General features: G+C 48.6%; 23 protein-coding genes and 1 other annotated feature. Of the genes, 2 read left to right on the forward strand and 21 right to left on the reverse strand.

Annotated elements, in window-relative coordinates; all coding sequences use genetic code 11:
- Window positions 1-44: 44 nt before the first annotated feature.
- Window positions 45-581: a CvpA family protein gene (locus J7E21_RS06635; RefSeq protein ID WP_215105849.1), complete on the reverse strand. Its 537-nt coding sequence runs from the start codon at window positions 579-581 to the stop codon at window positions 45-47.
- Between the two features lie 5 nt (window positions 582-586).
- Window positions 587-847 (reverse strand): cell division protein ZapA, encoded by a 261-nt coding sequence (gene zapA, locus J7E21_RS06640; protein WP_215105851.1) that lies wholly within the window; start codon window positions 845-847, stop codon window positions 587-589.
- Between the two features lie 82 nt (window positions 848-929).
- Here zapA and rnhC point away from each other — a divergent pair, with 82 nt between their 5' ends.
- Window positions 930-1865, forward strand: a complete 936-nt coding sequence (gene rnhC, locus J7E21_RS06645; protein WP_215105853.1) for a ribonuclease HIII — start codon at window positions 930-932, stop codon at window positions 1863-1865.
- Between the two features lie 46 nt (window positions 1866-1911).
- On the opposite strand, the gene pheT is transcribed toward rnhC, so the two are convergent.
- The 6 genes from pheT to J7E21_RS06675 form a co-directional block, all read right to left on the reverse strand.
- A complete protein-coding gene (gene pheT, locus J7E21_RS06650; RefSeq protein ID WP_215105855.1) occupies window positions 1912-4311 on the reverse strand; it encodes a phenylalanine--tRNA ligase subunit beta in 2400 nt (799 codons plus the stop codon).
- A 12-nt stretch (window positions 4312-4323) separates the two neighbouring features.
- Window positions 4324-5361, reverse strand: coding sequence for a phenylalanine--tRNA ligase subunit alpha (pheS, locus tag J7E21_RS06655; RefSeq protein ID WP_215105857.1), 1038 nt, complete (start codon window positions 5359-5361; stop codon window positions 4324-4326).
- A 38-nt stretch (window positions 5362-5399) separates the two neighbouring features.
- Window positions 5400-5627 (reverse strand) — a binding site (T-box leader).
- A gap of 37 nt (window positions 5628-5664) precedes the next feature.
- Window positions 5665-6438 (reverse strand): TrmH family RNA methyltransferase, encoded by a 774-nt coding sequence (locus J7E21_RS06660; protein ID WP_215105859.1) that lies wholly within the window; start codon window positions 6436-6438, stop codon window positions 5665-5667.
- A 50-nt stretch (window positions 6439-6488) separates the two neighbouring features.
- Window positions 6489-6932 (reverse strand): small multi-drug export protein, encoded by a 444-nt coding sequence (locus tag J7E21_RS06665; protein WP_215105861.1) that lies wholly within the window; start codon window positions 6930-6932, stop codon window positions 6489-6491.
- A gap of 79 nt (window positions 6933-7011) precedes the next feature.
- On the reverse strand, window positions 7012-8100 hold the full coding sequence (locus tag J7E21_RS06670) for a M42 family metallopeptidase (RefSeq protein ID WP_215105863.1): 1089 nt from the start codon (window positions 8098-8100) through the stop codon (window positions 7012-7014).
- A gap of 71 nt (window positions 8101-8171) precedes the next feature.
- Window positions 8172-8657, reverse strand: coding sequence for a dUTP diphosphatase (locus J7E21_RS06675; RefSeq protein ID WP_215105865.1), 486 nt, complete (start codon window positions 8655-8657; stop codon window positions 8172-8174).
- A gap of 87 nt (window positions 8658-8744) precedes the next feature.
- On the opposite strand from J7E21_RS06675, the gene J7E21_RS06680 reads away from it, so the two are divergent.
- A complete protein-coding gene (locus J7E21_RS06680) occupies window positions 8745-9137 on the forward strand; it encodes a sigma-w pathway protein ysdB (protein ID WP_215105867.1) in 393 nt (130 codons plus the stop codon).
- 17 nt (window positions 9138-9154) lie between these two features.
- Here J7E21_RS06680 and J7E21_RS06685 read toward each other — a convergent pair whose 3' ends face one another.
- From J7E21_RS06685 to polA, 13 genes are all read right to left on the reverse strand, one after another.
- Complete coding sequence (locus J7E21_RS06685; protein ID WP_215105869.1) at window positions 9155-9415, reverse strand: DUF1294 domain-containing protein; 261 nt, start codon at window positions 9413-9415, stop codon at window positions 9155-9157.
- Between the two features lie 85 nt (window positions 9416-9500).
- Window positions 9501-9860, reverse strand: coding sequence for a 50S ribosomal protein L20 (gene rplT / locus J7E21_RS06690; protein WP_215105871.1), 360 nt, complete (start codon window positions 9858-9860; stop codon window positions 9501-9503).
- A 161-nt stretch (window positions 9861-10021) separates the two neighbouring features.
- A complete protein-coding gene (gene rpmI / locus J7E21_RS06695) occupies window positions 10022-10222 on the reverse strand; it encodes a 50S ribosomal protein L35 (RefSeq protein WP_215105873.1) in 201 nt (66 codons plus the stop codon).
- A gap of 28 nt (window positions 10223-10250) precedes the next feature.
- The gene (gene infC, locus J7E21_RS06700) at window positions 10251-10772 is read right to left on the reverse strand and encodes a translation initiation factor IF-3 (protein WP_215106168.1); all 522 of its coding nucleotides are present in this window, start codon (window positions 10770-10772) and stop codon (window positions 10251-10253) included.
- 261 nt (window positions 10773-11033) lie between these two features.
- On the reverse strand, window positions 11034-12962 hold the full coding sequence (gene thrS / locus J7E21_RS06705) for a threonine--tRNA ligase (protein ID WP_215105875.1): 1929 nt from the start codon (window positions 12960-12962) through the stop codon (window positions 11034-11036).
- A 580-nt stretch (window positions 12963-13542) separates the two neighbouring features.
- Window positions 13543-14484, reverse strand: a complete 942-nt coding sequence (gene dnaI / locus J7E21_RS06710) for a primosomal protein DnaI (RefSeq protein ID WP_215105877.1) — start codon at window positions 14482-14484, stop codon at window positions 13543-13545.
- Window positions 14485-15855 carry a replication initiation and membrane attachment family protein gene (locus tag J7E21_RS06715; RefSeq protein ID WP_215105879.1) on the reverse strand — a complete coding sequence of 457 codons (1371 nt, stop codon included), beginning with the start codon at window positions 15853-15855 and terminating at the stop codon, window positions 14485-14487.
- A 12-nt stretch (window positions 15856-15867) separates the two neighbouring features.
- Window positions 15868-16344, reverse strand: a complete 477-nt coding sequence (gene nrdR / locus J7E21_RS06720; protein WP_215105881.1) for a transcriptional regulator NrdR — start codon at window positions 16342-16344, stop codon at window positions 15868-15870.
- Window positions 16345-16464: 120 nt separating this feature from the next.
- On the reverse strand, window positions 16465-16848 hold the full coding sequence (speD, locus tag J7E21_RS06725) for an adenosylmethionine decarboxylase (protein ID WP_215105883.1): 384 nt from the start codon (window positions 16846-16848) through the stop codon (window positions 16465-16467).
- Window positions 16849-17157: 309 nt separating this feature from the next.
- Window positions 17158-18177 (reverse strand): glyceraldehyde-3-phosphate dehydrogenase, encoded by a 1020-nt coding sequence (locus J7E21_RS06730; protein WP_215105885.1) that lies wholly within the window; start codon window positions 18175-18177, stop codon window positions 17158-17160.
- Between the two features lie 110 nt (window positions 18178-18287).
- On the reverse strand, window positions 18288-18884 hold the full coding sequence (gene coaE, locus J7E21_RS06735) for a dephospho-CoA kinase (protein WP_215105887.1): 597 nt from the start codon (window positions 18882-18884) through the stop codon (window positions 18288-18290).
- 9 nt (window positions 18885-18893) lie between these two features.
- A complete protein-coding gene (gene mutM / locus J7E21_RS06740) occupies window positions 18894-19763 on the reverse strand; it encodes a bifunctional DNA-formamidopyrimidine glycosylase/DNA-(apurinic or apyrimidinic site) lyase (protein WP_215105889.1) in 870 nt (289 codons plus the stop codon).
- Window positions 19764-19776: 13 nt separating this feature from the next.
- Entirely contained in the window at window positions 19777-22413 is a 2637-nt protein-coding gene (gene polA, locus J7E21_RS06745; protein WP_215105891.1) for a DNA polymerase I, read from the reverse strand.

The following is a 22413-nucleotide window of genomic DNA, read 5'->3' on the forward strand; positions in this document are numbered from 1 at the left end:
AATCGGTTCATAAAAAAACTTCCCTCGTAAGAGAGAAGTTCCTACTACATATAAATATACCACCATTCCTTCACTTTCTCAGAGAAATAAGGCGTATGTTCAAGCAGTGCACGGGCGATTCCGGAATTTTCGATTTGGTTTTGGATCCCATCAATTGGCAATAACGCAAACACATATACTGCGAAGAACAACAGGACATATGCTTCGATGAATCCGAGCACAGCACCGAGGATGCGGCTAAGAAAGCCGAGCACTGGAATATATTTGACAAAATCGAACATCGAAGCAATCAGCATCAGCAAAAACTTCACTGTAAAGAAAATTATTGCGAACGCCAAAAGCTGGTAGAATGTTTCGTCCAAATTCAATTGCTCGACTGCAATCGCAATACGCGAACTGTCATCGACAGTCGGATACGGCACCCACAGCACAAAGTTTTCTGCTAAAGGCCGGAAGTAAGTGTAGGCGACGATAAGCGCCACCACGAAGCCCACCATGTGGAAAAATTGCAGCACGAGTCCGCGTTTAAAGCCGATCAACACGCCGGCTAACAACAATACCAATAAAATTAAATCTAGCATATCCGTCAACCCTTCAAGTTATTCAATTCAATTTCCATTTGTTCTAGCTGCTCTTTCAGTTTAAGATATTCATGTGTCGCATTTACTGCGGTCAATACGGCAAGCTTCGCCTGGTCAAGCGATGGATTGGCGGCGTTGATCTCCCGCATCTTGCTGTCGACCATTGAAGCGACAAGCCTCATATGGCCTGATGTTTCGGTACCGAACATCTTATATGTATGGCCATATATATCAACGACTGTGCGAATTTTATGCTGTTCTTGCACTGTGCGTTCCCCCTTTGGAATTCTATAGACCATCATAACACGAACACAAGCAGATTGTGAATCATAAGAAAGGGGACTCCCGATGTCCAATAGCGTCCTGAAACTGCCGGAAGAAACTCTCCAGCGGCTCATCAACCATTACCAAAAAGAGGAAATTAAAACAAAGAATCCCCATGCACGTTTTGCCGCCAAACTATCGGATGTGATGGTTACCGTTTACAACTCCGGAAAAGTGATGTTCCAAGGAGCCGGTGCGGCACGAGAAACTGCAAAATGGGGAATCGTAAATCAGGCATCCGAAAAAACGCCCCAGACGAAAGGCGATCAGCTTCCTCCGAATTTCGAACAACTGTCGGTTCTCGGTTCGGATGAAACCGGCACTGGAGACTTTTTTGGCCCGATCGCCGTTGCCGCCTGCTTCGTCCCCACCAACCAAGTCGCACTCGCGAAAGAGCTCGGAGTCAAAGATTCAAAGCAGCTGACAGATGATTATATGCGCAAAATCGCACCGGACTTACAATCGGCGTTCACCTATAGTGTCCTGACATTGAACAACGATAAATACAACGAAGTGCAATCGCAAGGCTGGTCACAAGGAAAAATCAAAGCTTTGCTGCATAATCAGGTACTCAAGCATGTGTTGCGGAAAATGGCACCCGAAAAACCGGATGCAATCCTGATCGACCAATTCGCCGAACGTGGCATTTATTACAAACACATCGCTAAAGAACCGGACATCATCCGGGAAAACGTATTATTTTCAACAAAAGCGGAAAACCTCCACGTCTCGGTTGCCTGCGCGTCAATCATCGCGCGTGTCGCTTTTCTGGAGGAAATGGACCGGCTCAGTGCCATCGCCGGGACAACCTTGCCCAAAGGTGCCGGTGCCATCGTCGATAAGACGGCCGCGAAAATCTTGTTATCGTGCGGCGAAGCATTTCTCAAAACAATCACGAAAGCGCATTTTGCCAATACAAAAAAAGCTCAAGCTTTGGCATTGAAGAAAAAACGCACGTAAAAAAGCTGGCTTGAACTCATAGAGTTCAAGCCAGCTTTTTTATTTATTAGCGCAGTTCAGCTCCAGATTCAGTGAGCGCGTTGATAACTTTGTCATGCGCTGCATTCACTTCTTCGTCCGTCAAAGTTTTCTCCGGATCGAAATACGTCAGCGAGAAGGCCAAAGACTTTTTGCCTTCTTCCATTCCTTCACCTTCGTATAAATCAAAGACGCGGACATCTTTCAATAGCTTGGCGCCCGCCTTGCGGATTACTTGTTCGATCGACTGGGCTTCCACCCTTTTCGACAAGACAAGTGCCACATCGCGTGAAATCGATGGATAACGCGGAACCGGCGTGTAGATGAGCGCATCCGTTTCAAGCGTCAGTAATGTCGCCAAGTTCAACTCCACAGCGATGGTGCTTTTTAGGTCGCGCTTTTTCTGCTCGGCCGGATGCAGTTCGCCGATGACGCCGATGCGTGTTCCGTCTAGCATGATAAACGCCGTTCTGCCAGGGTGCAAGCCGTCGAGTTCACCACGTTCGAATGATAATTCAAAGCCGAGCTTTTCAGCAAGCCCTTCGACAATGCCTTTCGCGACGAAAAAGTCGACCGGCTTCTTTTCCCCTTGCCAGCCATGATCAAGCCATAGGCCAGTCATGACGATCGCCAAATGTTCTTGTTCATCGAGCAGCTCATCTTGGCCTTTCATGAACACAGCACCCGTTTCATACAGTGCGACTGAATCGGTGCGGCGAGCCGTGTTGTAAGCGAGTGATTCCAGCAAATGAGGCAGCAGGCTTTGACGCAATGTGCTGCGTTCTTCGCTCATCGGCATAAGCAGGCGTGTCGTTTCAGTCGGCTCTAAAGCAAATTGCGTTGCTGACTGCTCGGAACTCAAGGAATACGTCGTCGCCTGCAAGAGCCCCGCCCCTTCGAGAAAGTGGCGGACGATGCGGCGTTTTGCCTGATATGGGCTCAGTCCGCCTAGTGTAGCATCTGTGCGCGGCAAGGTCGCCGGAATCTCGTCGTATCCGTAAAGCCGTGCGATTTCTTCTACAACGTCTTCTTCAATCTGGATATCCTGGCGGCGCGTCGGCACTTGGATGATCAATTGATTGTTTGCCGCTTCTGTGTTGAATTTCAACCTGCTCAAAATATCGAGCATGTCCTCCAAAGGGATTTTCATGCCGAGACGGCTATTGATGAAATCCGGTGACACTTTCACGATGCGCTCTTGTTTGTCGAGTTCATCGAATACGAGCGATCCCCCGAGCACTTCCCCGCCCGCGAGCTCTGAAAGCAATTGGGCCGCGCGTTCAGCGGCCGGGATGACACGGTTCGGATCCACGCCTTTTTCATAGCGGGAACTCGCATCGCTTCTGAGGTTATGGTCTTTTGACGTGCGGCGGATCGAGTCGGCTGAGAAATAGGCGGACTCGATGACTACGGTCGTCGTCTTGTCGCTCACTTCGGAGTTTGCCCCGCCCATGACGCCGGCAAGTGCGACTGGATCTTTGCCGTTCGTGATAACGAGGTGATGCGGAGACAATGTGCGTTCCGTATCATCGAGCGTCGTGATTTTCTCGCCTTCTTTAGCTTGGCGCACTGTAATATTGCCGGTGCCGAGTGAATCGTAATCAAAGGCATGCAAAGGCTGGCCGTATTCCATCAGCACATAGTTCGTCACATCGACGACGTTATTGTGCGGGCGTACTCCGGCAGCCATCAAACGCTGCTGCAGCCAGACCGGTGATTCCTTCACTTCGATATTGCGCACGACTTTCGCGACGTATAACGGGTTCGCTTCAGGTGCATCGACTTCCAAAGTCAACATGCTTTCCGCTCGGTCAGTCGACTCTTTGTAATCCATTTTCGGCAAGGTGACTTCCTCTTCCAAAATCGCGCCGACTTCGTATGCGACACCGAGCATGCTCATCGCATCTGCGCGGTTCGGCGTCAGCCCGAGTTCAAGCACCGTGTCGTCCAAATCCAGATAGGAAAGTACATCCGTACCCGGTTCGACTGGTTCAGGCAACACGTAAATGCCTTCCACGTAGCTTTTCGGCACAAGCTTCGATTCAATGCCGAGTTCCTGAAGCGAGCAAATCATGCCGTTCGATTCTTCCCCGCGCAGTTTTGCTTTTTTGATTTTCATGCCGCCCGGAAGTAGAGCGCCCGGTCGTGCCACAATGACAGACTGCCCTTTGGCAATGTTCGGTGCACCGCAAATGATCTGGTCGATTTCACCTGCGCCGACATCCACTTGGCAAATCGACAGTTTATCCGCTTCCGGATGCTTCGAACATTCCGTTACATAACCGACGACCAAGTTCGCCAAATCTTCCGAACGGTCAATGACCGCGTCGACTTCGATGCCCGCGCGTGTAATTTTCTCCCCAAGTTGTGCCGGGGGCAATTGTTGTGTATTGACATATTCTTTAAGCCATTTTGTAGATACTAACATGAAAGTTCCTCCTTATAATTCCGTTCGTTGAAATTGCGTTAAGAAGCGTACGTCGTTCGTGTAGAAATGGCGGATGTCTTCGATGGCGTATTTAAGCATCGCGATGCGCTCCGGCCCCATTCCGAACGCGAATCCTGTCAGGCGTTTCGAGTCATATCCGGCCATTTCCAGCACGTTCGGATGCACCATGCCCGCGCCGAGAATTTCGATCCAACCGGTCTTTTTGCACACGTTGCAGCCGTCGCCACCGCATTTAAAGCAGGAAATGTCCATTTCAACAGAAGGCTCCGTGAACGGGAAGAAACTTGGGCGCAGACGGATTTCGCGGTCTTCGCCGAACATTTTCTTGGCAAACACAGACAAAGTCCCTTTCAAATCGCTCATGCGGATGTTTTCTCCGACAACGAGCCCTTCGATTTGCGTGAACTGATGGGAATGCGTCGCGTCATCATTGTCGCGTCGGTACACTTTCCCTGGGCAGATGATTTTGATCGGCTCTCCGCCTTTCGCTTCCATCGTGCGGGCTTGCACAGGTGAAGTATGCGTGCGCAGCAAAATGTCTTCTGTTATATAGAAGGAATCCTGCATATCGCGCGCCGGATGGCCTTTCGGCAAATTGAGCGCTTCGAAGTTATAATAATCCTTCTCGACTTCCGGTCCTTCTGCGATTTCGTAGCCCATCGACAGGAACAAGTCCTCGATCTCTTCCACGACACGCGTCAACGGGTGCGGATTGCCTGTTTTGGCAGGACGCCCCGGCAAGGAAATATCGATCGTTTCCCGCTGCAGTTTTTCATTGATCGCCTGCTCTTCCAAAATCACCATGCGCGCATCCAAAGATTCCGTTACTTCCCCGCGCACTTCGTTGACGAGTGCGCCCATTCTCGGACGCTCTTCTGCAGGCAATTTGCCCATACCTTTTAAGACATCTGTAATCGGCCCTTTTTTCCCCAAATACGCAACACGGACGTCGGTCAATTCTTTTACTGTGTGCGCCGTCTCGATTTTCCCGAGCGCTTCTTTTTTCAATTCCTGCAATCTTGCTTCCATTTTCTCTCCTCCTTGAACATAAAAAAGCCCCGCCCCCAAAAAGGGACGAGGCATAGATTCGCGGTACCACCCTAGTTATCGCACGTATGCGATCACTCGATTTACTAACGGCTCTTCACCGGCCCGACTTTACGGCAATGTGCCGGTCCCCGTCAGACAGCTCGCGGGGTGAACTTCTGATGAATCTGCATATCCGCGCTTTCAGTCGAGGGCGGACTTCCTTGGATGCAGTATATCAACGTACTTTTCCCGGTCAACGCATTTATTATTTCTCTTTAATTATAATGAACTTTCACCGGTTAATCAAACACCAGTTTTCGGAACGAGGCTATAAAGTAAAATTCCTGTCGCTACAGCAACGTTCAGCGATTCCGCCGGACCGTAAAGTGGCACCATCAAATTCTGTGTCGTCTGCTCCAATAACTGCGGTTCGACGCCGCTTCCTTCATTGCCGACGATGAGCGCAAACTGCTGCTGGGATTCGGCTTCGTACATCGGCACAGATTGATGAAGCGCCGTGCCGTATACTGGAATACCACGGCCGTTCAAGTTTCCGACCCAGTCGAACAAATCGCCTTTGACGATCGGCACCTGGAAATGCGCACCTTGCGCAGAGCGAACCGTTTTCGGATTGTAGGCATCCGCCGATCCTTTTCCGAGAATGACGGCATCGATTCCAGCCGCAGCTGCAGTACGGATCATCGTGCCGACATTGCCCGGATCTTGAACGGCATCGACCAATAGCAGCGTCTGCCATTGTCCCTGCTGCTCCGAGTCAAATTCAGGCTGTGCGCAATGGGCGAAAATGCCTTGCGTATGTTCGGTTTCCGCAATTTCTTTTGCGATTTGTGCCGTCACCACATAAAGCGGGACGCCTTCAATGTCCCAATTGTCCGGAATCGTTGTGCCTTCACGGACAATCAAGCTTTTGACAAGTTCTTTTTTGTTCAATGCCTCTTCCGTCAAATGAAAGCCTTCGAGCAGAAACTCCGCAAATTTGTCGCGTTCTTTTCGGGTCGTGCTGAGTTTTTTCCAATGTTTGACGAGTGAATTTTGCAAGGATTCTATTCGTTTCATAAACGTTCACCACTTTTTTCAGAATAGCTCCAGTATAACATAGGCGCTATTTATGCTGTGAAGAAATCAAAGCCGAGCGCAGTGACTATGCCGAAGACAAGCGTCCAGACACCGATGCTGATGACCATCCACACGGTTGTATTGCGCTTTGTCGCACCGAGCGTCATGCCGATGAATGCAGCGATGTGCGTACCGATCAAAATTGGCCCGAGAAGCGACAGCCCAGGAAGGCCGTATTTATTCCAGATGCGCACTGCCCTTTCGCTTTTCTTCGATCTGGCTTTCCCTTTTGCTTGCTGGCGCTTTATATACCAGTCGCGGAATTTGTCAAAACCGACGATGAGTATGAGCACCGTCAGCATATTACCGACAAATGCCACGAACATCACCATGCTAGGCGACAGGCCCCAAACAATGCCGAGCGGAATGACGAGCGCGATTTCGAACCACGGAATCGCCGCCCCTATAAAAATCAATGCGTATTCATAAATCATTCCGCGTCCTCCTTAAAGTGCTTGCGGATCTCCAAATAATAAATTAATAAAAAGCCCGGCATACGCCGGGCTTTTCAACTTAATCGAATGTAATTTTCGTTACCGTGTCACGGTCAAGTTTTTTGATCACTTCAATGATCAATTTCACTGCATTCTCGTAATCATCACGGTTCAGAATGCCTGCGTGTGAGTGGATGTAGCGCGTCGCTACACCAATCGCCAGCGCCGGCACGCCGTTTGCAGTCAGATGGATCGAGCCGGCATCTGTTCCGCCGCCTGCAATCGTTTCGAACTGATACGGAATCCCTGACTCTTCCGCTGTATCGATGACCAACTCACGCAAGCCGCGGTGGGATACCATCGATGCATCAAACAACAAGATCTGCGGGCCGTCGCCCATTTTACTATTGGATTCTTTTGACGTGACGCCCGGTGTATCTCCGGCAATCCCGACATCCACTGCAAAGCCGATATCCGGTTGGATGAACGCAGTCGCCGTTTTCGCGCCGCGCAAGCCGACTTCTTCCTGAACCGTTCCGACGCCGTATACGACATTCGGGTGATCGACGCCTTTCAAACCTTTCAATACATCGATGGCGATTGCGCAACCGATGCGGTTATCCCAGGCTTTTGCCATCAACAATTTGTCGTTGTTCATGACGGTGAACTCGAAATACGGCGTGACCATATCGCCTGGCGTTACGCCCCACTCTTTCGCTTCCTCGCGGGAAGATGCACCGATATCGATGAACATATCTTTGATTTCCACCGGTTTTTTGCGTGCTTCCGGAGACAGGATGTGCGGCGGCTTCGAGCCGATAACTCCCGTTATTTCCTTGCCGCTTCTTGTCGTGATCGTCACGCGCTGTGCGAGCATCACTTGGTTCCACCAGCCGCCGACAGTTTGGAATCTCAAGAAACCTTTGTCGTCGATTTGGGAAATCATGAATCCGACTTCATCCAAATGGCCAGCGACCATCACTTTAGGACCGTCTGCAAGCCCTTCTTTTTTCGCGATCAAACTGCCTAAGTTATCCGTTTCAACGGAATCGGCAAAAGGTGCTATGTATTTTTTCATGACTTCGCGGGACTGGCGTTCATTGCCGGGAATGCCATTCGCATCCGTAAGATCTTTCAACATTTGTTGTGTTTCATCTAATTTCGACATTATTTCGACCTCCTAAATAGTCATTGCTGTTCCATTATATAGGAAAATACCAATGTTATCAAAAAATTCTTTTAATACCCTTCCTGTTGGCGTTTGTAATTGGTTTCGTTTTTTTCGACATAGGCTTGCAGTACTTCATCATAGCTGAACCCGAGTGCTGTTGCAATTGCACCGAATGTCCGCCATAAGCTTCGGTATTCCTCGATAGTAGCCTGTTCCACGAATTGCCCGACGCTCGTATGCGCAGCCAAGAACAGTTCAGTCAGATCCTGCTCCGCAAGCGGACTTGGCCATACGTCCAGCGAGTCGAAGCCTTTTTCGATGCCAAGCGACAACATAAAATGAATACAATCGACGTATTCTTCCAGCAAAGTTTCTTTGTCCGATGGTCCTTTTGTGCTCCAGAACTTGAAGCAGCGGGTCTCATTCGCGAGCTCCGACAGCTCTACTTGAAGTGCCAGTACTTTTTTTCGGAATACCGGCTCTTCGACATTTCGGTTCGACTGGATATACTTGTCGAGTTCGCGCTGCATGTAAAATAGCTCTTGTAAGTTCATAAACTTGCTCCTTTTCCTAAAAGTATTGAAACTTCAGCGCTTCTGTTACGTATTATACACAAGACTATTCTGATAGGGGGCAAAACGATGCCATTTTTGATCCGCTTGATCATTATCGCCTTGATTATCTATATGTTTTACCGTCTCCTGAAATTCATTTTCGACCCGAAACGAAAGCTCGATGCAGCACTTGAGTCCAGCACTTATTATTTCTACGACGATGTGCGAAACGTCCGGAAAAACTTCTTTATCGCTCTGCGCGGTGTGCAATTTGAAGGTGAGAAATATTTAGGTACGACCAAGGATGCTTTCGATGTCGTGTCCATATTTGTGTGGACCGAAACGCCGGATAAACTGATCGGCTTCACCAAAGAAGACTTCCATTTTTTGGAGAAGGAGATTCATATGAATTACCCGGATGCCGATATTTCCTGGAAAAGCCCGATTGAACAATTGATGAAAAAAGAGGGAGAAGCCTAGGCTTCTCCCTCTTTTTTTCAATATGCGACCCAGACCAGAATTACCAGTTGCAATAAAGCCAACATGAAAAATCCGACCCGAAAAATATCTTTCTGTGTTTTATGTCTAAACAGCATCATGCCGAGATAGGCCCCAATGCCTCCACCAAGAAACGCGGCGAGCCATAATCGCTTTTCCGGAATACGCGGTCCGCGCATTTTCGCTTGCCGCTTGTCGACCCACATCATGATGAAGGCGAAAATGGACATGGCCGCTAAATAGGATGCCAGTATAATCATATCGTCTCCTCCAAATCAGCTTGCATAGAAAAAGACCGGCGATTAGCCGGCCTTTTCAATATAACTAGGTGTTGCCTAGTAATGATTAGATGTTAGAAGCTTTTTTCGCTTGGTCAACCAAAGCTGTGAAAGCGACTGCATCAGTTACAGCGATTTCAGCTAGCATTTTACGGTTGATGTCGATGCCGGCAAGTTTCAATCCGTGCATCAAGCGGCTGTATGAAATATCATTCAAACGAGCTGCTGCGTTGATGCGTGTAATCCACAATCTGCGGAAATCACGTTTTTTGTTGCGACGGTCACGGTAAGCATAGTTACCTGATTTCATGACCTGCTGGTTCGCTACTTTATATAGTAAGTGTTTCGCACCATAAAAACCTTTAGCTAATTTTAATACTCTTTTACGACGCTTGCGCGTCACTGTTCCGCCTTTTACGCGTGGCATATCAATTACCTCCTGCTGAATAGTTCATTCGAATTTTTGTTCTTGTTCAGACTCAGCGCCCAGATTCTCGGGGTCTTAAGCCAAAGTGGCTTTGCAGCAAAAGCGCTGCTTCGCCCCTTCGTCTTATGCCCGTCGAATCTATACGGGCGCTTTGACTTTTCTTACTTCATGTTATAGATCAAAGATTTGATGCGTTTCAAATCGCCTGCAGAAACCATTGAGCTTTTGCGAAGCTTACGTTTTTGCTTAGTTGATTTGTTTGCGAACAAGTGGCTAGTGTGGGAACTGTGACGTCTTACTTTACCAGTTCCAGTTTTTTTGAAGCGCTTAGACGCTCCACTGTGGCTTTTCATTTTCGGCATTTCGGGTTCCTCCTAAACAATTATGCTGTTATTCCTTTTCGTTAACCGGGTTCAGCATCAAGAACATGCTGCGGCCTTCCATTTTCGGGCGCTGTTCGACCGTCGCGACTTCCTTGCATTCTTCTGCGAAGCGCTCAAGGACGCGTTGTCCAATTTCTTTGTGCGTAATCGCACGGCCTTTGAAACGGATTGAAGCTTTCACTTTGTCGCCTTTTTCAAGGAACTTGATAGCATTGCGGAGCTTCGTATTAAAGTCATGATCATCGATGCCCGGGCTCAAGCGAACCTCTTTGACGTTGATGATCTTTTGATTTTTACGAATTTCGCGCTCTTTCTTTTGCTGCTCAAACTTGAACTTACCATGGTCCATGATCCGTGCGACCGGTGGCTTAGCTTGAGGAGCCACAAGCACTAGGTCCAGGTTGGCACGAGTTGCAATCTCGAGTGCATCATTGCGCGATTTAATGCCGAGCTGTTCACCATTTTGGTCAATAACCCGTAATTCACGTGCACGAATGCCTTCGTTTACATTGTTGTCTCTGCTAATAATGATCCACCTCCGGGTAGTGTCGCGAATAACTTAAATGTGTGAACCGAACGAGCCGGTCTACAGGCATCCAAATAAAAAACGGGCGGACTCAGAAGTCCGCCCGCCATAGTATGACAACACGCAACAGCGTGTAACAGTCAAATCGTGTCTACCTGCCGACAATCGGTCGATCAGGTGAGAAGCGGGCGCTCCTGCTTGCACATATTAAGTATTCTATAACCTTAGTAAGGATAGCATGCAGTTATTTAACTGTCAAGCCTTTCAGCGAAGTTCAGATTGGACAAGTTTCAGGAACTCTTCAAACGGCATGCTTTCCGAGTTCTGCTCGCCGTATTTGCGGACATTGACCGCTCCGCTTTCCAGTTCCTTATCACCGATGACGAGCATATATGGTACTTTTTGCATTTGGGCTTCACGGATTTTGTAGCCTAGTTTTTCATCGCGCTCATCGATATCGACGCGCAGTTTATGCTGTAGCATCTTCTCCTGAAGCTCTTTAGCATATTCGCTATGCACATCGAGCGATACCGGGATGATTTCCACTTGCACCGGCGCGAGCCAAGTCGGGAACGCCCCTTTATATTCTTCGATCAGGAAGGCGACAAAGCGTTCCATTGTCGAAACGACACCGCGGTGGATGACGACCGGACGGTGCTGCTTGCCGTCTTCTCCAATATACGACAAGTCGAATCTCTCCGGCAACAGGAAATCGAGCTGGACAGTCGATAAAGTTTCTTCCTTGCCGAGAGCCGTTTTCACTTGGACATCGAGTTTCGGCCCGTAGAATGCCGCTTCGCCTTCTGCTTCGAAATAATCAAGGCCGAGCTCATCCATCGCTTCTTTCAACATCGATTGTGCACGGTTCCACATCGCGTCGTCATCAAAATATTTTTCCTTATCTTCCGGATCACGGTAGGAAACGCGGAACGAATAATCTTTCAAATCAAAGTCCTTGTAAACTTCGATGATCAAATTGACGACGCGCTTGAACTCATCTTTGATCTGGTCCGGTCGCACGAACAAATGTGCATCGTTCAATGTCATGCCGCGCACACGCTGAAGGCCAGACAACGCGCCGGACATTTCATAGCGGTGCATAAGCCCGAGTTCCGCAATGCGGACCGGCAATTGGCGATAGGAATGGATGCCTTGCTTGAAGATCATCATGTGATGCGGGCAGTTCATTGGGCGCAGCACCAAATCTTCATTGTCCATCTGCATGACCGGGAACATATTTTCCTGGTAATGATCCCAGTGGCCGCTAGTTTTGTACAATTCCACGCTTCCCAGAACCGGTGTGTAGACGTGGTCATAGCCCATCCGTTCTTCTTTATCGACGATGTAGCGTTCGATGATGCGGCGAATCGTCGCACCTTTAGGCAGCCACATTGGGAGGCCTTGGCCGACTTTTTGGGAATTCATGAACAAGTTGAGCTCCTTGCCGATTTTACGGTGGTCACGTTCTTTTGCTTCTTCCAGCATTTCGAGATGCGCTTTCAGATCTTCTTTTTTGAAGAAGGCAGTGCCGTAAATGCGCTGCAGCATCTTGTTGTCGCTATCGCCGCGCCAGTAGGCACCCGCGACACTCAGCAATTTGAATTCCTTCAATTTGCCAGTCGATGGCACGTGGATTCCGCGGCATAGGTCGAAAAATTCACCTTGCTCATAGATCGACACCTGATCATCTTCCGGAATCGCTTCCAAAAGCTCGATTTTATACGGATCATTGATCGCCTCAAAGCGTTGTTGTGCTTCGCTTCTTGACACTTCCACACGGACGATGTCCAAGTTTTCGTTGATAATTTTCTTCATTTCCTTCTCGATGACCGGTAGATCTTCAGCAGTAATCGCTGACTCTGTATCGATATCATAGTAGAAGCCATTTTCAATGACCGGCCCGACACCGAGTTTAGCATCCGGGTACAAGCGTTTGACCGCTTGTGCCATCAAGTGGGCTGAACTATGGCGCAATACTTCCAGCGCTTCCTCAGATTCCGGTGTGACGATTGCAATCTCGCCGTCTTGCTCGAGTGGAGCTTTCAAATCAACCAAATTACCCGATAGCTTGCCTGCTACTGCTTTTTTGCGAAGGCCGGGGCTTATCGACTGTGCGATTTCTTCAGTGCTTGTTCCTTTGGCGAATTCTTTTACTGCGCCGTCTGGAAATGTTAATTGAATCATGTCTGCCATATCAATCTCTCCTTTTAGTGTCATCTGGTGGATAGGGCGATCCATAGGTTCTGAATCGCCGCTTGCTTTTTGGGGGTTGAAAAGATGCCGCTTCGGGAACCCGTCTTATGCCTGTCGGAGCTGAACAGACGCTTCCGCTTTTCTTGGTGGCTAGCTCCAGTGGCCTGCCTCTCGGGTCTTAAGCCAGTTTCCCTGTGCGGCAAAAAGCGCCGCTTCGGGAACCCAGCTTACGCCTGTCGAGCCAGAACGGCCACTTCCGCTTTTCTTTTTGTGCACACAAAAAGCCCCATCCCAAAAGGGACGAAGCTTTGTTCGTGGTTCCACCCTTCTTCTCTTCTGCACGGATTTCTCCCGTACGGAATGAAGCTCTGCATCGGCTAACGGGCCGGTTCCGTCGTATGCTACTTAAGTTCGCAGACGCTGCTCGAAGGGGGTAAACCAAAACGCTGTGCCGGGAAGCTTTCAGCCGTGTCTTCCCTCTCTGTATGCCGCGCATAAAGGCTCATGTCCTTGTCAATGCATGTAAATCATTATTGATGGTTCTTACTATACGATGAAAAAATCTAAAAGGCAATAGTTTCTAGTGCTTGTTGCGACGGTTTTCGCCTTCGAGTTTAACGGGAACGGTCAGTGCTTCGATTCGCTCCATAATGCGAGCCGCTTTCAAATCTTCTTTTTCACCGCGCTGGGAATACGTCAAATGATGCGCGAGCTCCGAATAGCTGAAGTTCGAACTCATAAAGGTCGGCAATTTCTCCGCCATCCGGTAATGAAGAATCGTACCGAGCACTTCGTCGCGTGTCCAGCTCGACATCGCTTCGGCGCCGATGTCATCAAGCATGAGTACATCGGCTCGTTTGACGTACTCGATTTTTTCCTGCAGCGTATGATCGCCGATCGCTTGCTTCATTTCACGCATAAATTCCGGCACGAAAACGAGTACCGTCTTGACATTGATTTCAGCCAGTTCATTCGCGACAGCACTGAGCAGATAAGATTTTCCGGTTCCGAACTTGCCGTATAAATACAAGCCTTTTTCCGGAAGGGAATCCGGACCTGTCGCTTTTTCAAGAAATTCATCAACCGCCCGGAAAGCGGGAAGCCTGCGATCATCCAGCTCGAAGTTCTCGATCTTCGCTTCCATCACTTCTTTCGGCATAAACATGCTGTGGATTAGTGAAGAGGCGTGGCGTTTGTTGTCATAAGCCGTTTTCAAGCGGCATTTCGTGTAGGAAATGCCGATGTTCCCGCGCTCCAGCACAAGATTCGGCTCAAAGCCTTTCAAATGGTTGATGCAGCCGCTGAGATCCTGACATTTATTACAGTCGTGCGATTGGTCAATATATTCATATAGCTTGCCAAGCCCTTTTTCCACTATCGCATCATCGATCTCCTCGCCATGCGCTTGCAGGAATTTAACAACACCGGGATGCTCCAGCACTTCTCTTTTCATCTCATTATAGCGATCAGAAAAAGAGGGCGCATTGACCACTCGCTTCATCGTTTCACGAATCGGTTCCATCTAATCACCCTTTCTTTTCTTCAGCGCAAGCTTCGCAAGCAGTTTTTGCTTTTCTTGCTCCAGCTTTTCGCTCGGAATGCCTTGTACCGGCTCTTCCACTTCATCTTTTTTAAGGAACCATTCCGGCAACTTTTCTTCACGGATCGGTTTGCGCGCGGATGACGCCGCTTTTTTCGGTGCAGAGCCCGCTTCATTTTTCCACTTCATATACTGCCCGTGCTCTATGCGCGCAAAGTCCATCGCCTGCTTGGCCGTCGTCACGTTTTTGCGCAGCCAGTGGGAAGCAATTTTTTCTACGTACGCTTTCGTCAATTTCATATCTGTCCGCAGCAACACGTATTGCAGCAGCACATTGACGACGGCCGGCTCCATGCCGTGCTGGGTGACCAACTGATTGGCCAATTGCACATCGGCCGGAAGCGGTTCTTTGCCCCCTGCAATATCTCGCAGCACTTGAATGGGTGAAGCCGACTCCAAATAAGCGACCAATTCATCTTCTTTTGTTGCCGGTGGCTGTGCTGAATCCTGCTTGTCGCCATCCGGCTCTATCTGCTTGATTTGTTCGAGTTTTGGCGCTGTCGTCGTGACGGTCATCTTGTAGTAATCAGAAGCCGCTCTTCGCAGCCCTTCCGCATCGAGGCGGTAATCGTCTTCGATCGCGAGCAGCACGACCTTCTGCATTTCCATTGGACCGAAGCCGTATAAGAAAGCAAGTTTTCCAATCCATTTGCGGATGGACGGGGTCAAGACGCGCTTTGGCACAAGCTGTTCAGACAAGCCTTGACGCAAGAGCGCAAAATCAAAGTCTTCGTCCATTTTGTAGTCGCCGTTTATGCGGGACTCGAGCTCTTTGTCATCTGCAGGATATCCGCTTTTTGCATGGACAGGCTGAAAAATATCCGTGAATGTTCTCGACACTTCCTCGTAATTGGACGCAACAGGCGTCTGGATGATGAAACGATCACGAACCCGCCGATATGCAGACTCACCGATTTTGCTGAAGAGGAACATCGACAACAGCGGGTCGGCAAAAAAGGTTTTAGGATTGAGCGGCGGACATAGCTCGTAAATGAACGAACGTTCTTCTTCATCTTTCCGGTATGTTTTCAATAAACCGATCGCTTCAAGTTGAATGCGCGATTCGAATATCGTTTTGACCGGTGTGCCAAGCGTATTCATCAACGTGTAATGGGTCGAATCCTCTCCGCGCGCCTCACATTCCGCCCATAGCGTCAAATAAAGAGAGACGGCAGCTGAACCGATCATCGGCTGATACAACAGCGTCAGCAATTGGCGATCATAATTGGAGAACGGATACGGCATGCGGATCCGGTAAAGGTCGGCGGGCTGAAGTTCATTATATAAAGTCATGTTGTCACCGCCTTATTTGCTGTCGTTTTTCCCAGGATTGCGGTCAAGCAGTTCTTTCAGTTCGTCAATAAAGACCGTGATATCTTTAAACTGCCGGTAGACCGAGGCAAAGCGGACGTATGCGACTTCGTCAATATCCGCCAAACGGTTCATGACCAATTCGCCGACTTCTTCCGATTTCACTTCCGGATTGCCGCTTCTGCGCAATTCTTTTTCAATATCAAAGACAACACTTTCTAGAATATCCAGCGACACGGGACGCTTTTCACAAGCACGGATCAATCCGCGCAGCACTTTCTCCCGGCTGAACTCTTCCCGCGACCCGTCTTTTTTGACGACGATCAACGGCATTTCTTCTACTTTTTCAAATGTTGTGAAGCGGTATCCGCAAGCTTCGCATTCACGGCGCCGGCGGATCGATTTCATTTCATCTATTGGCCGCGAATCGACAACGCGGGTGCCGTTATGCTGGCAAGCTGGACATTTCATGGCAGACATCTCCCCAAAAATTCTCTATCTAGTAGTAACAGTATAACAAAATTCTTGCCGGAACATTAAAAAAAGCAGAGGATATTCTCCCCTGCTCGTGTTTTGCTTTATTGGTGTTAATTATACGGTTAATGACACTTTTGTCATTCCGGCTGCAACCGGACCCATGCCACGCGGTATTTCCGTTAATTCGCTTTGCTTTGAATCCAAAGCTTGTGCGATGTAATTGGCCGCAATCGTTGGATCGAGATCTCCGCAGGTGAATACATCCACACTTGCGTACCCGTGTTCCGGGAAGCTGTGAATGGTCAAATGCGATTCAGAAATGATCACTACGCCGCTGACACCTTGTGGTGCAAATTTATGAAAAGCGACTTCGCGGATTTCCGCACCTGATTTGAGTGCTGCATCAACAAAAGTCTTTTCGATATATTCCATATCGTTCAATTTGTCAAAATCACACTGCCAAAGTTCTGCAATTACATGACGTCCCATAGTTTCCATGGTTCGTTTCCCCCTTTGATAACATTTTGGTTTTGCGCAAAATATTCAAAGTTGACTACCACGGGGGAAAGTTAGTCCAGAGAGGTCCTAACCCTTTAAGCAGTCAAAGAATAATAATATACGCTCCTAATTCCTTGCTCTACAAGTATATAGAATTGAGAAGTGGTAGCTATTTTTTGCTACGATTTATAGTATATGATGAATGTTTCTGAATTGCAATAAATAAATGCTATACAATCCATTTTTTCTAATAAGACCTCATAAAAAAAATCCGCTTTTCAATAAGAAGAAAAGCGGAATCTTTTTTGCTTATTTGGAAGCGACAGCCATAGAATTCGCCACTTTTTTCATCAAGTCGACCACGCGTGCTGAATAGCCCCATTCGTTATCATACCAAGCGAGCACTTTCACTTTGCGGTCGCCCATTACCATGGTAGTCAAGCCATCCACGATTGCAGATTTCGGGTTTGTATTGAAGTCGACCGACACAAGCGGCTCCATTGTCAAATCCAAAATTCCAGCAAGCGCGCCTTCAGAAGCATCGATGAACGCTTGGTTCACTTCTTCCACTGTTACGTCCTGTTGAACATCAACGACCAAATCGACTAAAGAAACATTAGGTGTCGGCACACGAAGCGCCAGGCCGTGCAATTTCCCTTTAAGTTCCGGAATCACCAATGACAAAGCTTTAGCGGCACCCGTAGAAGTTGGAATGATCGACTGTGCACAAGAACGCGCACGGCGCAGATCCTTATGAGGGTTGTCCAAATTCTTTTGGTCGTTCGTATAAGCATGGACTGTCGTCATCAAACCGTTTTCGATTCCGAATGCGTCATTCAAAACTTTTGCGACAGGTGCGAGACAGTTTGTCGTGCAGCTGGCATTGGAGATGATGTCGTGTTTCTCGATATCCAATTTATCCTCATTGACACCCATAACGATTGTGACATCCTCATTTTTTCCCGGAGCTGTAAGTATGACCTTTTTTGCTCCTGCTTCTAGATGAAGAGCCGCTTTGTCGCGAGAGTTGAAATTCCCTGTTGCTTCAATGACAATATCAACGCCCATTTCTTTCCATGGGAGTTTCAACGGATCACGTTCACTAACCAATTGAATATGCTTACCGTTTACCACCAACGCATTTTCTTCCGCTTTCACTTCACCGGAGAATGTGCCATGGTTTGTGTCATACTTAATCAAATGAGCGAGCGTTGCCGCCGGATAACTGGCATTGACCGCCACAATTGTTACATCATCCATCAAAACCGCCTGTCTGAAAACCATACGGCCAATGCGGCCAAACCCGTTAATTGCAATCGAAACTGTCATGTATTTGTCCTCCAATTAAATAAGTCATACTTATATTTTTCAATTCGATATATAGTATAACACAATACCCTCTTTAGAGAACCTGAAAACTGAAGAAAGCACCTACTTTTTTATGCGTATGTCTGCCAATTGGCCAATATGCGCATCAACTGGCGTTTAGTTTCTTCCACCGTGCCGTTATTGTCCAGCACCTCGTCCGCTCCCGCCTCTTTGACACTCATCGGCAATTGGGAGGCAATGCGTGCACGCGCTTCTTTTTCGGTGAAGTTATTGCGGTCGACAAGACGCCTTAATTGTTCCTGTTCCGTCACACTGACGACAAGGATTTTGTCGACCATATGTTGCAGCTTGCTTTCAAATAACAAGGGGATGTCCATGACAACGGTTTTAAAGCCGGCATCCAAATAAGCTTGGCGCTGTTTAAGCATTTCAGCGCGAATGGCCGGATGGATGATGTCATTCAATTTTTTGCGGCTTGCCGGATTGTTGAAGATGATTGCACCGACTTTTTCACGGTCCATCGATCCGTTTTCACGGATTACTTCCGGACCGAAAGCCTCTTCGATTTTACGCAAAGTTTCCGAACGCGGCTCGACGACTTGTCTGGCGACGAGATCCGCATCAACGACCGGATACCCTAACTCTTGGAGCATTTGCGAGACGGTGCTTTTACCGCTCGCAATGCTGCCGGTGAGTCCGATGATCATCGCTTCTCCTCATTTCTGGCAAGCGGGGCAATACACAGATGCCCGGCTTGCGATTTTCACTGTTTTTGTCTCGGTTCCGCACACGGTGCATTGTTTTTTGCCGTACATGCCAAAGCGGTCTTGCATGCTCCCGGATTCGCCATTGATGTTGCGGTAATCCGAGATAGTGCTGCCGCCTGCTTCGATGCTTTCGAGCAAAATGGCGGCAATCGCTTCGAACAATTCAATTTTCCGCTTGCGGCTGATGCGGCTCGCTGCGCGTTTCGGATGGATTTTCATGCGGAACAGCACTTCTGTCGCATAAATATTGCCGCAGCCCGATATGACAGTACCGTCCATGATGACTTCCTTGATCGGCTTGTTGCAAAATCTTGGGCTCTCTGACTGCTGCAAAAACCATTCGGGCGCGTCTGCGTCAAAAGGCTCCGGCGCCATTAACAGCAGCGGCGGAAAATCCGATTCAGTAGCAAGAACACGCATTTCACCAAAGCGCCGGATATCGGAAAATGCCAATAAATTGCCATCGTCTAAAGTCAGCACCACATGGACGTGACGCCTGAACTTGGCTTCCGGAATCGCCAGCAAGCTATCGACGAAAAACCAAGCCCCGGACATCCCCAAATGGTTCACCAGCAGGAATTCCTGTTCTTTTTTCAGCGTCATGTAAATATATTTACTGCGCCGCTCCACAGCGAGTATTTGCGCGCCTGACAGACGCTGTTCAAAATCATCCGGCTCAATGCGTTTTAAAATGGCTTCTTTGCCAGACTGCTTCGACTGGCGAATCGTATCGGACACATCGACAGAGACAATGCGTTTGCCGATTGATACGGGGCGGATTTGCCGGACCACCCCTTCAACTTCCGGAAGTTCCGGCATCAGTCATTCCTCCTTATTTCGTATCGTACCAAGTGTCACCTGTCGCGATATCCACTTTTAACGGAACATTGAGTTCCACCGCTGACTCCATGACCTCTGGCACCAATTCCATTAATCTCTCGAGTTCTTCGGGAGGTGCCTCGAAAATGAGCTCATCGTGCACTTGCAGCAGCATCTTTGATTTCAAGCCTTCCCGCTCAAGAGCGGCATCCATTTCGATCATCGCTTGTTTGATGACATCGGCTGCACTTCCTTGAATCGGCGTGTTCATTGCCGTGCGTTCCGCGAAGCTGCGCAAATTGAAGTTCGAGCTGTTGATGTCCGGTAAATAACGGCGGCGGTTCATCAATGTCGTGACAAAACCGTCTTTTTTCGCCTGATCGACGATTGAGGACATATACCCTTGAACACCTGGGAAACTCGCCAAATATTTCTCGATAAAGTCGGCTGCTTCTTTCCGGGTGATGTTCAAGTTTTGTGACAACCCGTAATCGCTGATGCCATAGATGATGCCGAAGTTGACCGCTTTGGCGGCGCGGCGCATATCAGATGTCACTTCCTCAAGAGAGACGTTGAACACATCGCTCGCCGTCTTCGTATGGATATCCATATCCGACTGAAACGCTTCGATCAAGTTTTCATCTTTCGACATATGCGCCAGCACCCGTAGCTCGATTTGCGAATAATCGGCTGCGACCATAACCCATCCAGGTTCTGATGGAACAAAGGCTTTACGGATTTTGCGGCCTTCCTCGAGGCGCACCGGGATGTTCTGTAAGTTCGGGTTTGTCGAACTAAGGCGACCGGTCGTCGTCAATGCCTGCTGGAAACGCGTATGGATCTTGCCGTCTTCATGGATTTCCTTGATTAAACCTTCAATATACGTCGACAGCAATTTTCCGAGCTGGCGGTACATGAGAATGTGATGGATGATCTCGTGCTTGCCTTCCAACTTTTCGAGCACATCCGCTGCCGTCGAGTAGCCGGTTTTCGTCTTTTTGATGGTCGGCAAACCGAGCTGCTCGAACAAAATGACGCCGAGCTGTTTCGGCGAATTGATATTGAACTCTTGTCCGGCAAGTGCAAAAATCTCCTGCTCGATCATTCCGAGTTTGCGCTTCAACTCCACGCCCATCTCAGCCAATTGTTCGCGGTCCACTTTAACGCCGAGCGACTCCATCTGGCCAAGCACTTTTGCCAGTGGCAGCTCCAACTTATCGTATAGGTCAAACTGTTCGTTTTCTTCCAGTTTTTTGACTACGACTGGGCGGACATTAAAGATCGCTCTGGCTTTTCTCGCCATGTGCTCTTGCAAGATACTAGCTTCCGGCACTTTTTTCTTGGCCCCTTTGCCGTATACTTGCTCGTTTGTAGACACATCCGAATAGCCATACTCCCGGACGATATCCGCCAAGTCTGTATATTTTAACGACGGGTTGACGATATACGCTCCGAGCATTAAATCAAAGTCAACGCCGGCGATCTTGATGCCATTGCGCAAGAATGCCGCTGTCGCCGCTTTGGAATCGGACATGTATTTTTTCGTCGAATCGTTCTCCAGCCATTTTCTGAATGCTTCGGATTCCGCCACGACCTCCATCGGGATGACGTAGGTCGCTTTGTCGGAAGCGAGCGAGACGCCCAGCAACTCACAGCTATGGTAGTGCTCATCGTACAATTCCAGGTGGACCGCCATGTCGTCTTCTAGTACCCCTGCGTCGACTGTTTGGAGAACTTCAAAATGCAGCTCTTCTTTTTCCGTTTCTTCTGCCGTATAATCCAACTTTTCGAGCAACGATTTGAACGCCAACTCATTCCAAATGCGTACCAGTTCGTCGTGGTCAGGTCCAGCATAGTCCAGCTCATCAATCGATACTTCCACTGGCGCCTGCCGCTCGATGGTGGCCAGCTTTTTCGAAAGGTGTGCAAGTTCTTCGCTTTCAACTAGCTTTTCCTTCATTTTGCCTTTTTGATCATCGATCGCCTCGTAAACGCCTTCTACGGAATGGTATTTCGCCAGCAATTTCAAGGCTGTTTTCTCTCCGACACCGGGAACGCCTGGAATATTGTCGGAGGAATCGCCCATCAGCCCTTTCATGTCAATGATCTGAAGGGGCATCAATCCGTATTTCTCCTGAATATGCCCCACAGTATATTTTTCAATATCCGTGATGCCTTTGCGGGTAATATAAACAACCGTCGAATCGGAAGCGAGCTGTGTCAAATCCTTGTCGCCAGACACGACGACTACTTGATCTCCGGCTTGTTCCGCTTGCAGACTGAGCGTGCCGATAATATCGTCCGCTTCGTAATTATCAAGTTCGTATTGTTTGATTTTGTATGCTGAAAGCAACTTCCGCAAATACGGGAATTGCTCAGACAGTTCCGGCGGAGTCTTTTGTCTGCCGCCTTTATATTCTTTAAAAGTTTCGTTTCGGAATGTGGTTTTGCCGGCATCGAATGCCACCATCATATGTGTCGGCTTTTCTTCCTCCAATAGTTTTTGCAGCATCATTGTAAAGCCGTACACTGCGTTTGTATGGACACCGTTATCGTTGGTAAGTAGCGGCAGCGCGAAAAATGCGCGGTAAGCCAAGCTATTGCCATCGAGCAATAATATTTTCTTCGACACAAAATTACCCCTTTCCAT

It is taken from the genome of Planococcus sp. ISL-109 (assembly GCF_018613655.1).
Taxonomy (GTDB): Bacteria; Bacillota; Bacilli; order Bacillales_A; family Planococcaceae; genus Planococcus.

What these genes read in the sequence shown, in the direction of transcription:
- J7E21_RS06635 (WP_215105849.1), bottom strand. Translation starts at nt 581, where the DNA reads ATGCTAGATTTAATTTTATTGGTATTGTTGTTAGCCGGCGTGTTGATC.
- rnhC (WP_215105853.1), top strand. Translation starts at nt 930, where the DNA reads ATGTCCAATAGCGTCCTGAAACTGCCGGAAGAAACTCTCCAGCGGCTC.
- pheT (WP_215105855.1), bottom strand. Translation starts at nt 4,311, where the DNA reads ATGTTAGTATCTACAAAATGGCTTAAAGAATATGTCAATACACAACAA.
- pheS (WP_215105857.1), bottom strand. Translation starts at nt 5,361, where the DNA reads ATGGAAGCAAGATTGCAGGAATTGAAAAAAGAAGCGCTCGGGAAAATC.
- J7E21_RS06660 (WP_215105859.1), bottom strand. Translation starts at nt 6,438, where the DNA reads ATGAAACGAATAGAATCCTTGCAAAATTCACTCGTCAAACATTGGAAA.
- J7E21_RS06665 (WP_215105861.1), bottom strand. Translation starts at nt 6,932, where the DNA reads ATGATTTATGAATACGCATTGATTTTTATAGGGGCGGCGATTCCGTGG.
- J7E21_RS06670 (WP_215105863.1), bottom strand. Translation starts at nt 8,100, where the DNA reads ATGTCGAAATTAGATGAAACACAACAAATGTTGAAAGATCTTACGGAT.
- J7E21_RS06675 (WP_215105865.1), bottom strand. Translation starts at nt 8,657, where the DNA reads ATGAACTTACAAGAGCTATTTTACATGCAGCGCGAACTCGACAAGTAT.
- J7E21_RS06680 (WP_215105867.1), top strand. Translation starts at nt 8,745, where the DNA reads ATGCCATTTTTGATCCGCTTGATCATTATCGCCTTGATTATCTATATG.
- J7E21_RS06685 (WP_215105869.1), bottom strand. Translation starts at nt 9,415, where the DNA reads ATGATTATACTGGCATCCTATTTAGCGGCCATGTCCATTTTCGCCTTC.
- rplT (WP_215105871.1), bottom strand. Translation starts at nt 9,860, where the DNA reads ATGCCACGCGTAAAAGGCGGAACAGTGACGCGCAAGCGTCGTAAAAGA.
- rpmI (WP_215105873.1), bottom strand. Translation starts at nt 10,222, where the DNA reads ATGCCGAAAATGAAAAGCCACAGTGGAGCGTCTAAGCGCTTCAAAAAA.
- thrS (WP_215105875.1), bottom strand. Translation starts at nt 12,962, where the DNA reads ATGGCAGACATGATTCAATTAACATTTCCAGACGGCGCAGTAAAAGAA.
- dnaI (WP_215105877.1), bottom strand. Translation starts at nt 14,484, where the DNA reads ATGGAACCGATTCGTGAAACGATGAAGCGAGTGGTCAATGCGCCCTCT.
- J7E21_RS06715 (WP_215105879.1), bottom strand. Translation starts at nt 15,855, where the DNA reads ATGACTTTATATAATGAACTTCAGCCCGCCGACCTTTACCGGATCCGC.
- nrdR (WP_215105881.1), bottom strand. Translation starts at nt 16,344, where the DNA reads ATGAAATGTCCAGCTTGCCAGCATAACGGCACCCGCGTTGTCGATTCG.
- speD (WP_215105883.1), bottom strand. Translation starts at nt 16,848, where the DNA reads ATGGAAACTATGGGACGTCATGTAATTGCAGAACTTTGGCAGTGTGAT.
- J7E21_RS06730 (WP_215105885.1), bottom strand. Translation starts at nt 18,177, where the DNA reads ATGACAGTTTCGATTGCAATTAACGGGTTTGGCCGCATTGGCCGTATG.
- coaE (WP_215105887.1), bottom strand. Translation starts at nt 18,884, where the DNA reads ATGATCATCGGACTCACCGGCAGCATTGCGAGCGGTAAAAGCACCGTC.
- mutM (WP_215105889.1), bottom strand. Translation starts at nt 19,763, where the DNA reads ATGCCGGAACTTCCGGAAGTTGAAGGGGTGGTCCGGCAAATCCGCCCC.
- polA (WP_215105891.1), bottom strand. Translation starts at nt 22,413, where the DNA reads ATGGAAAGGGGTAATTTTGTGTCGAAGAAAATATTATTGCTCGATGGC.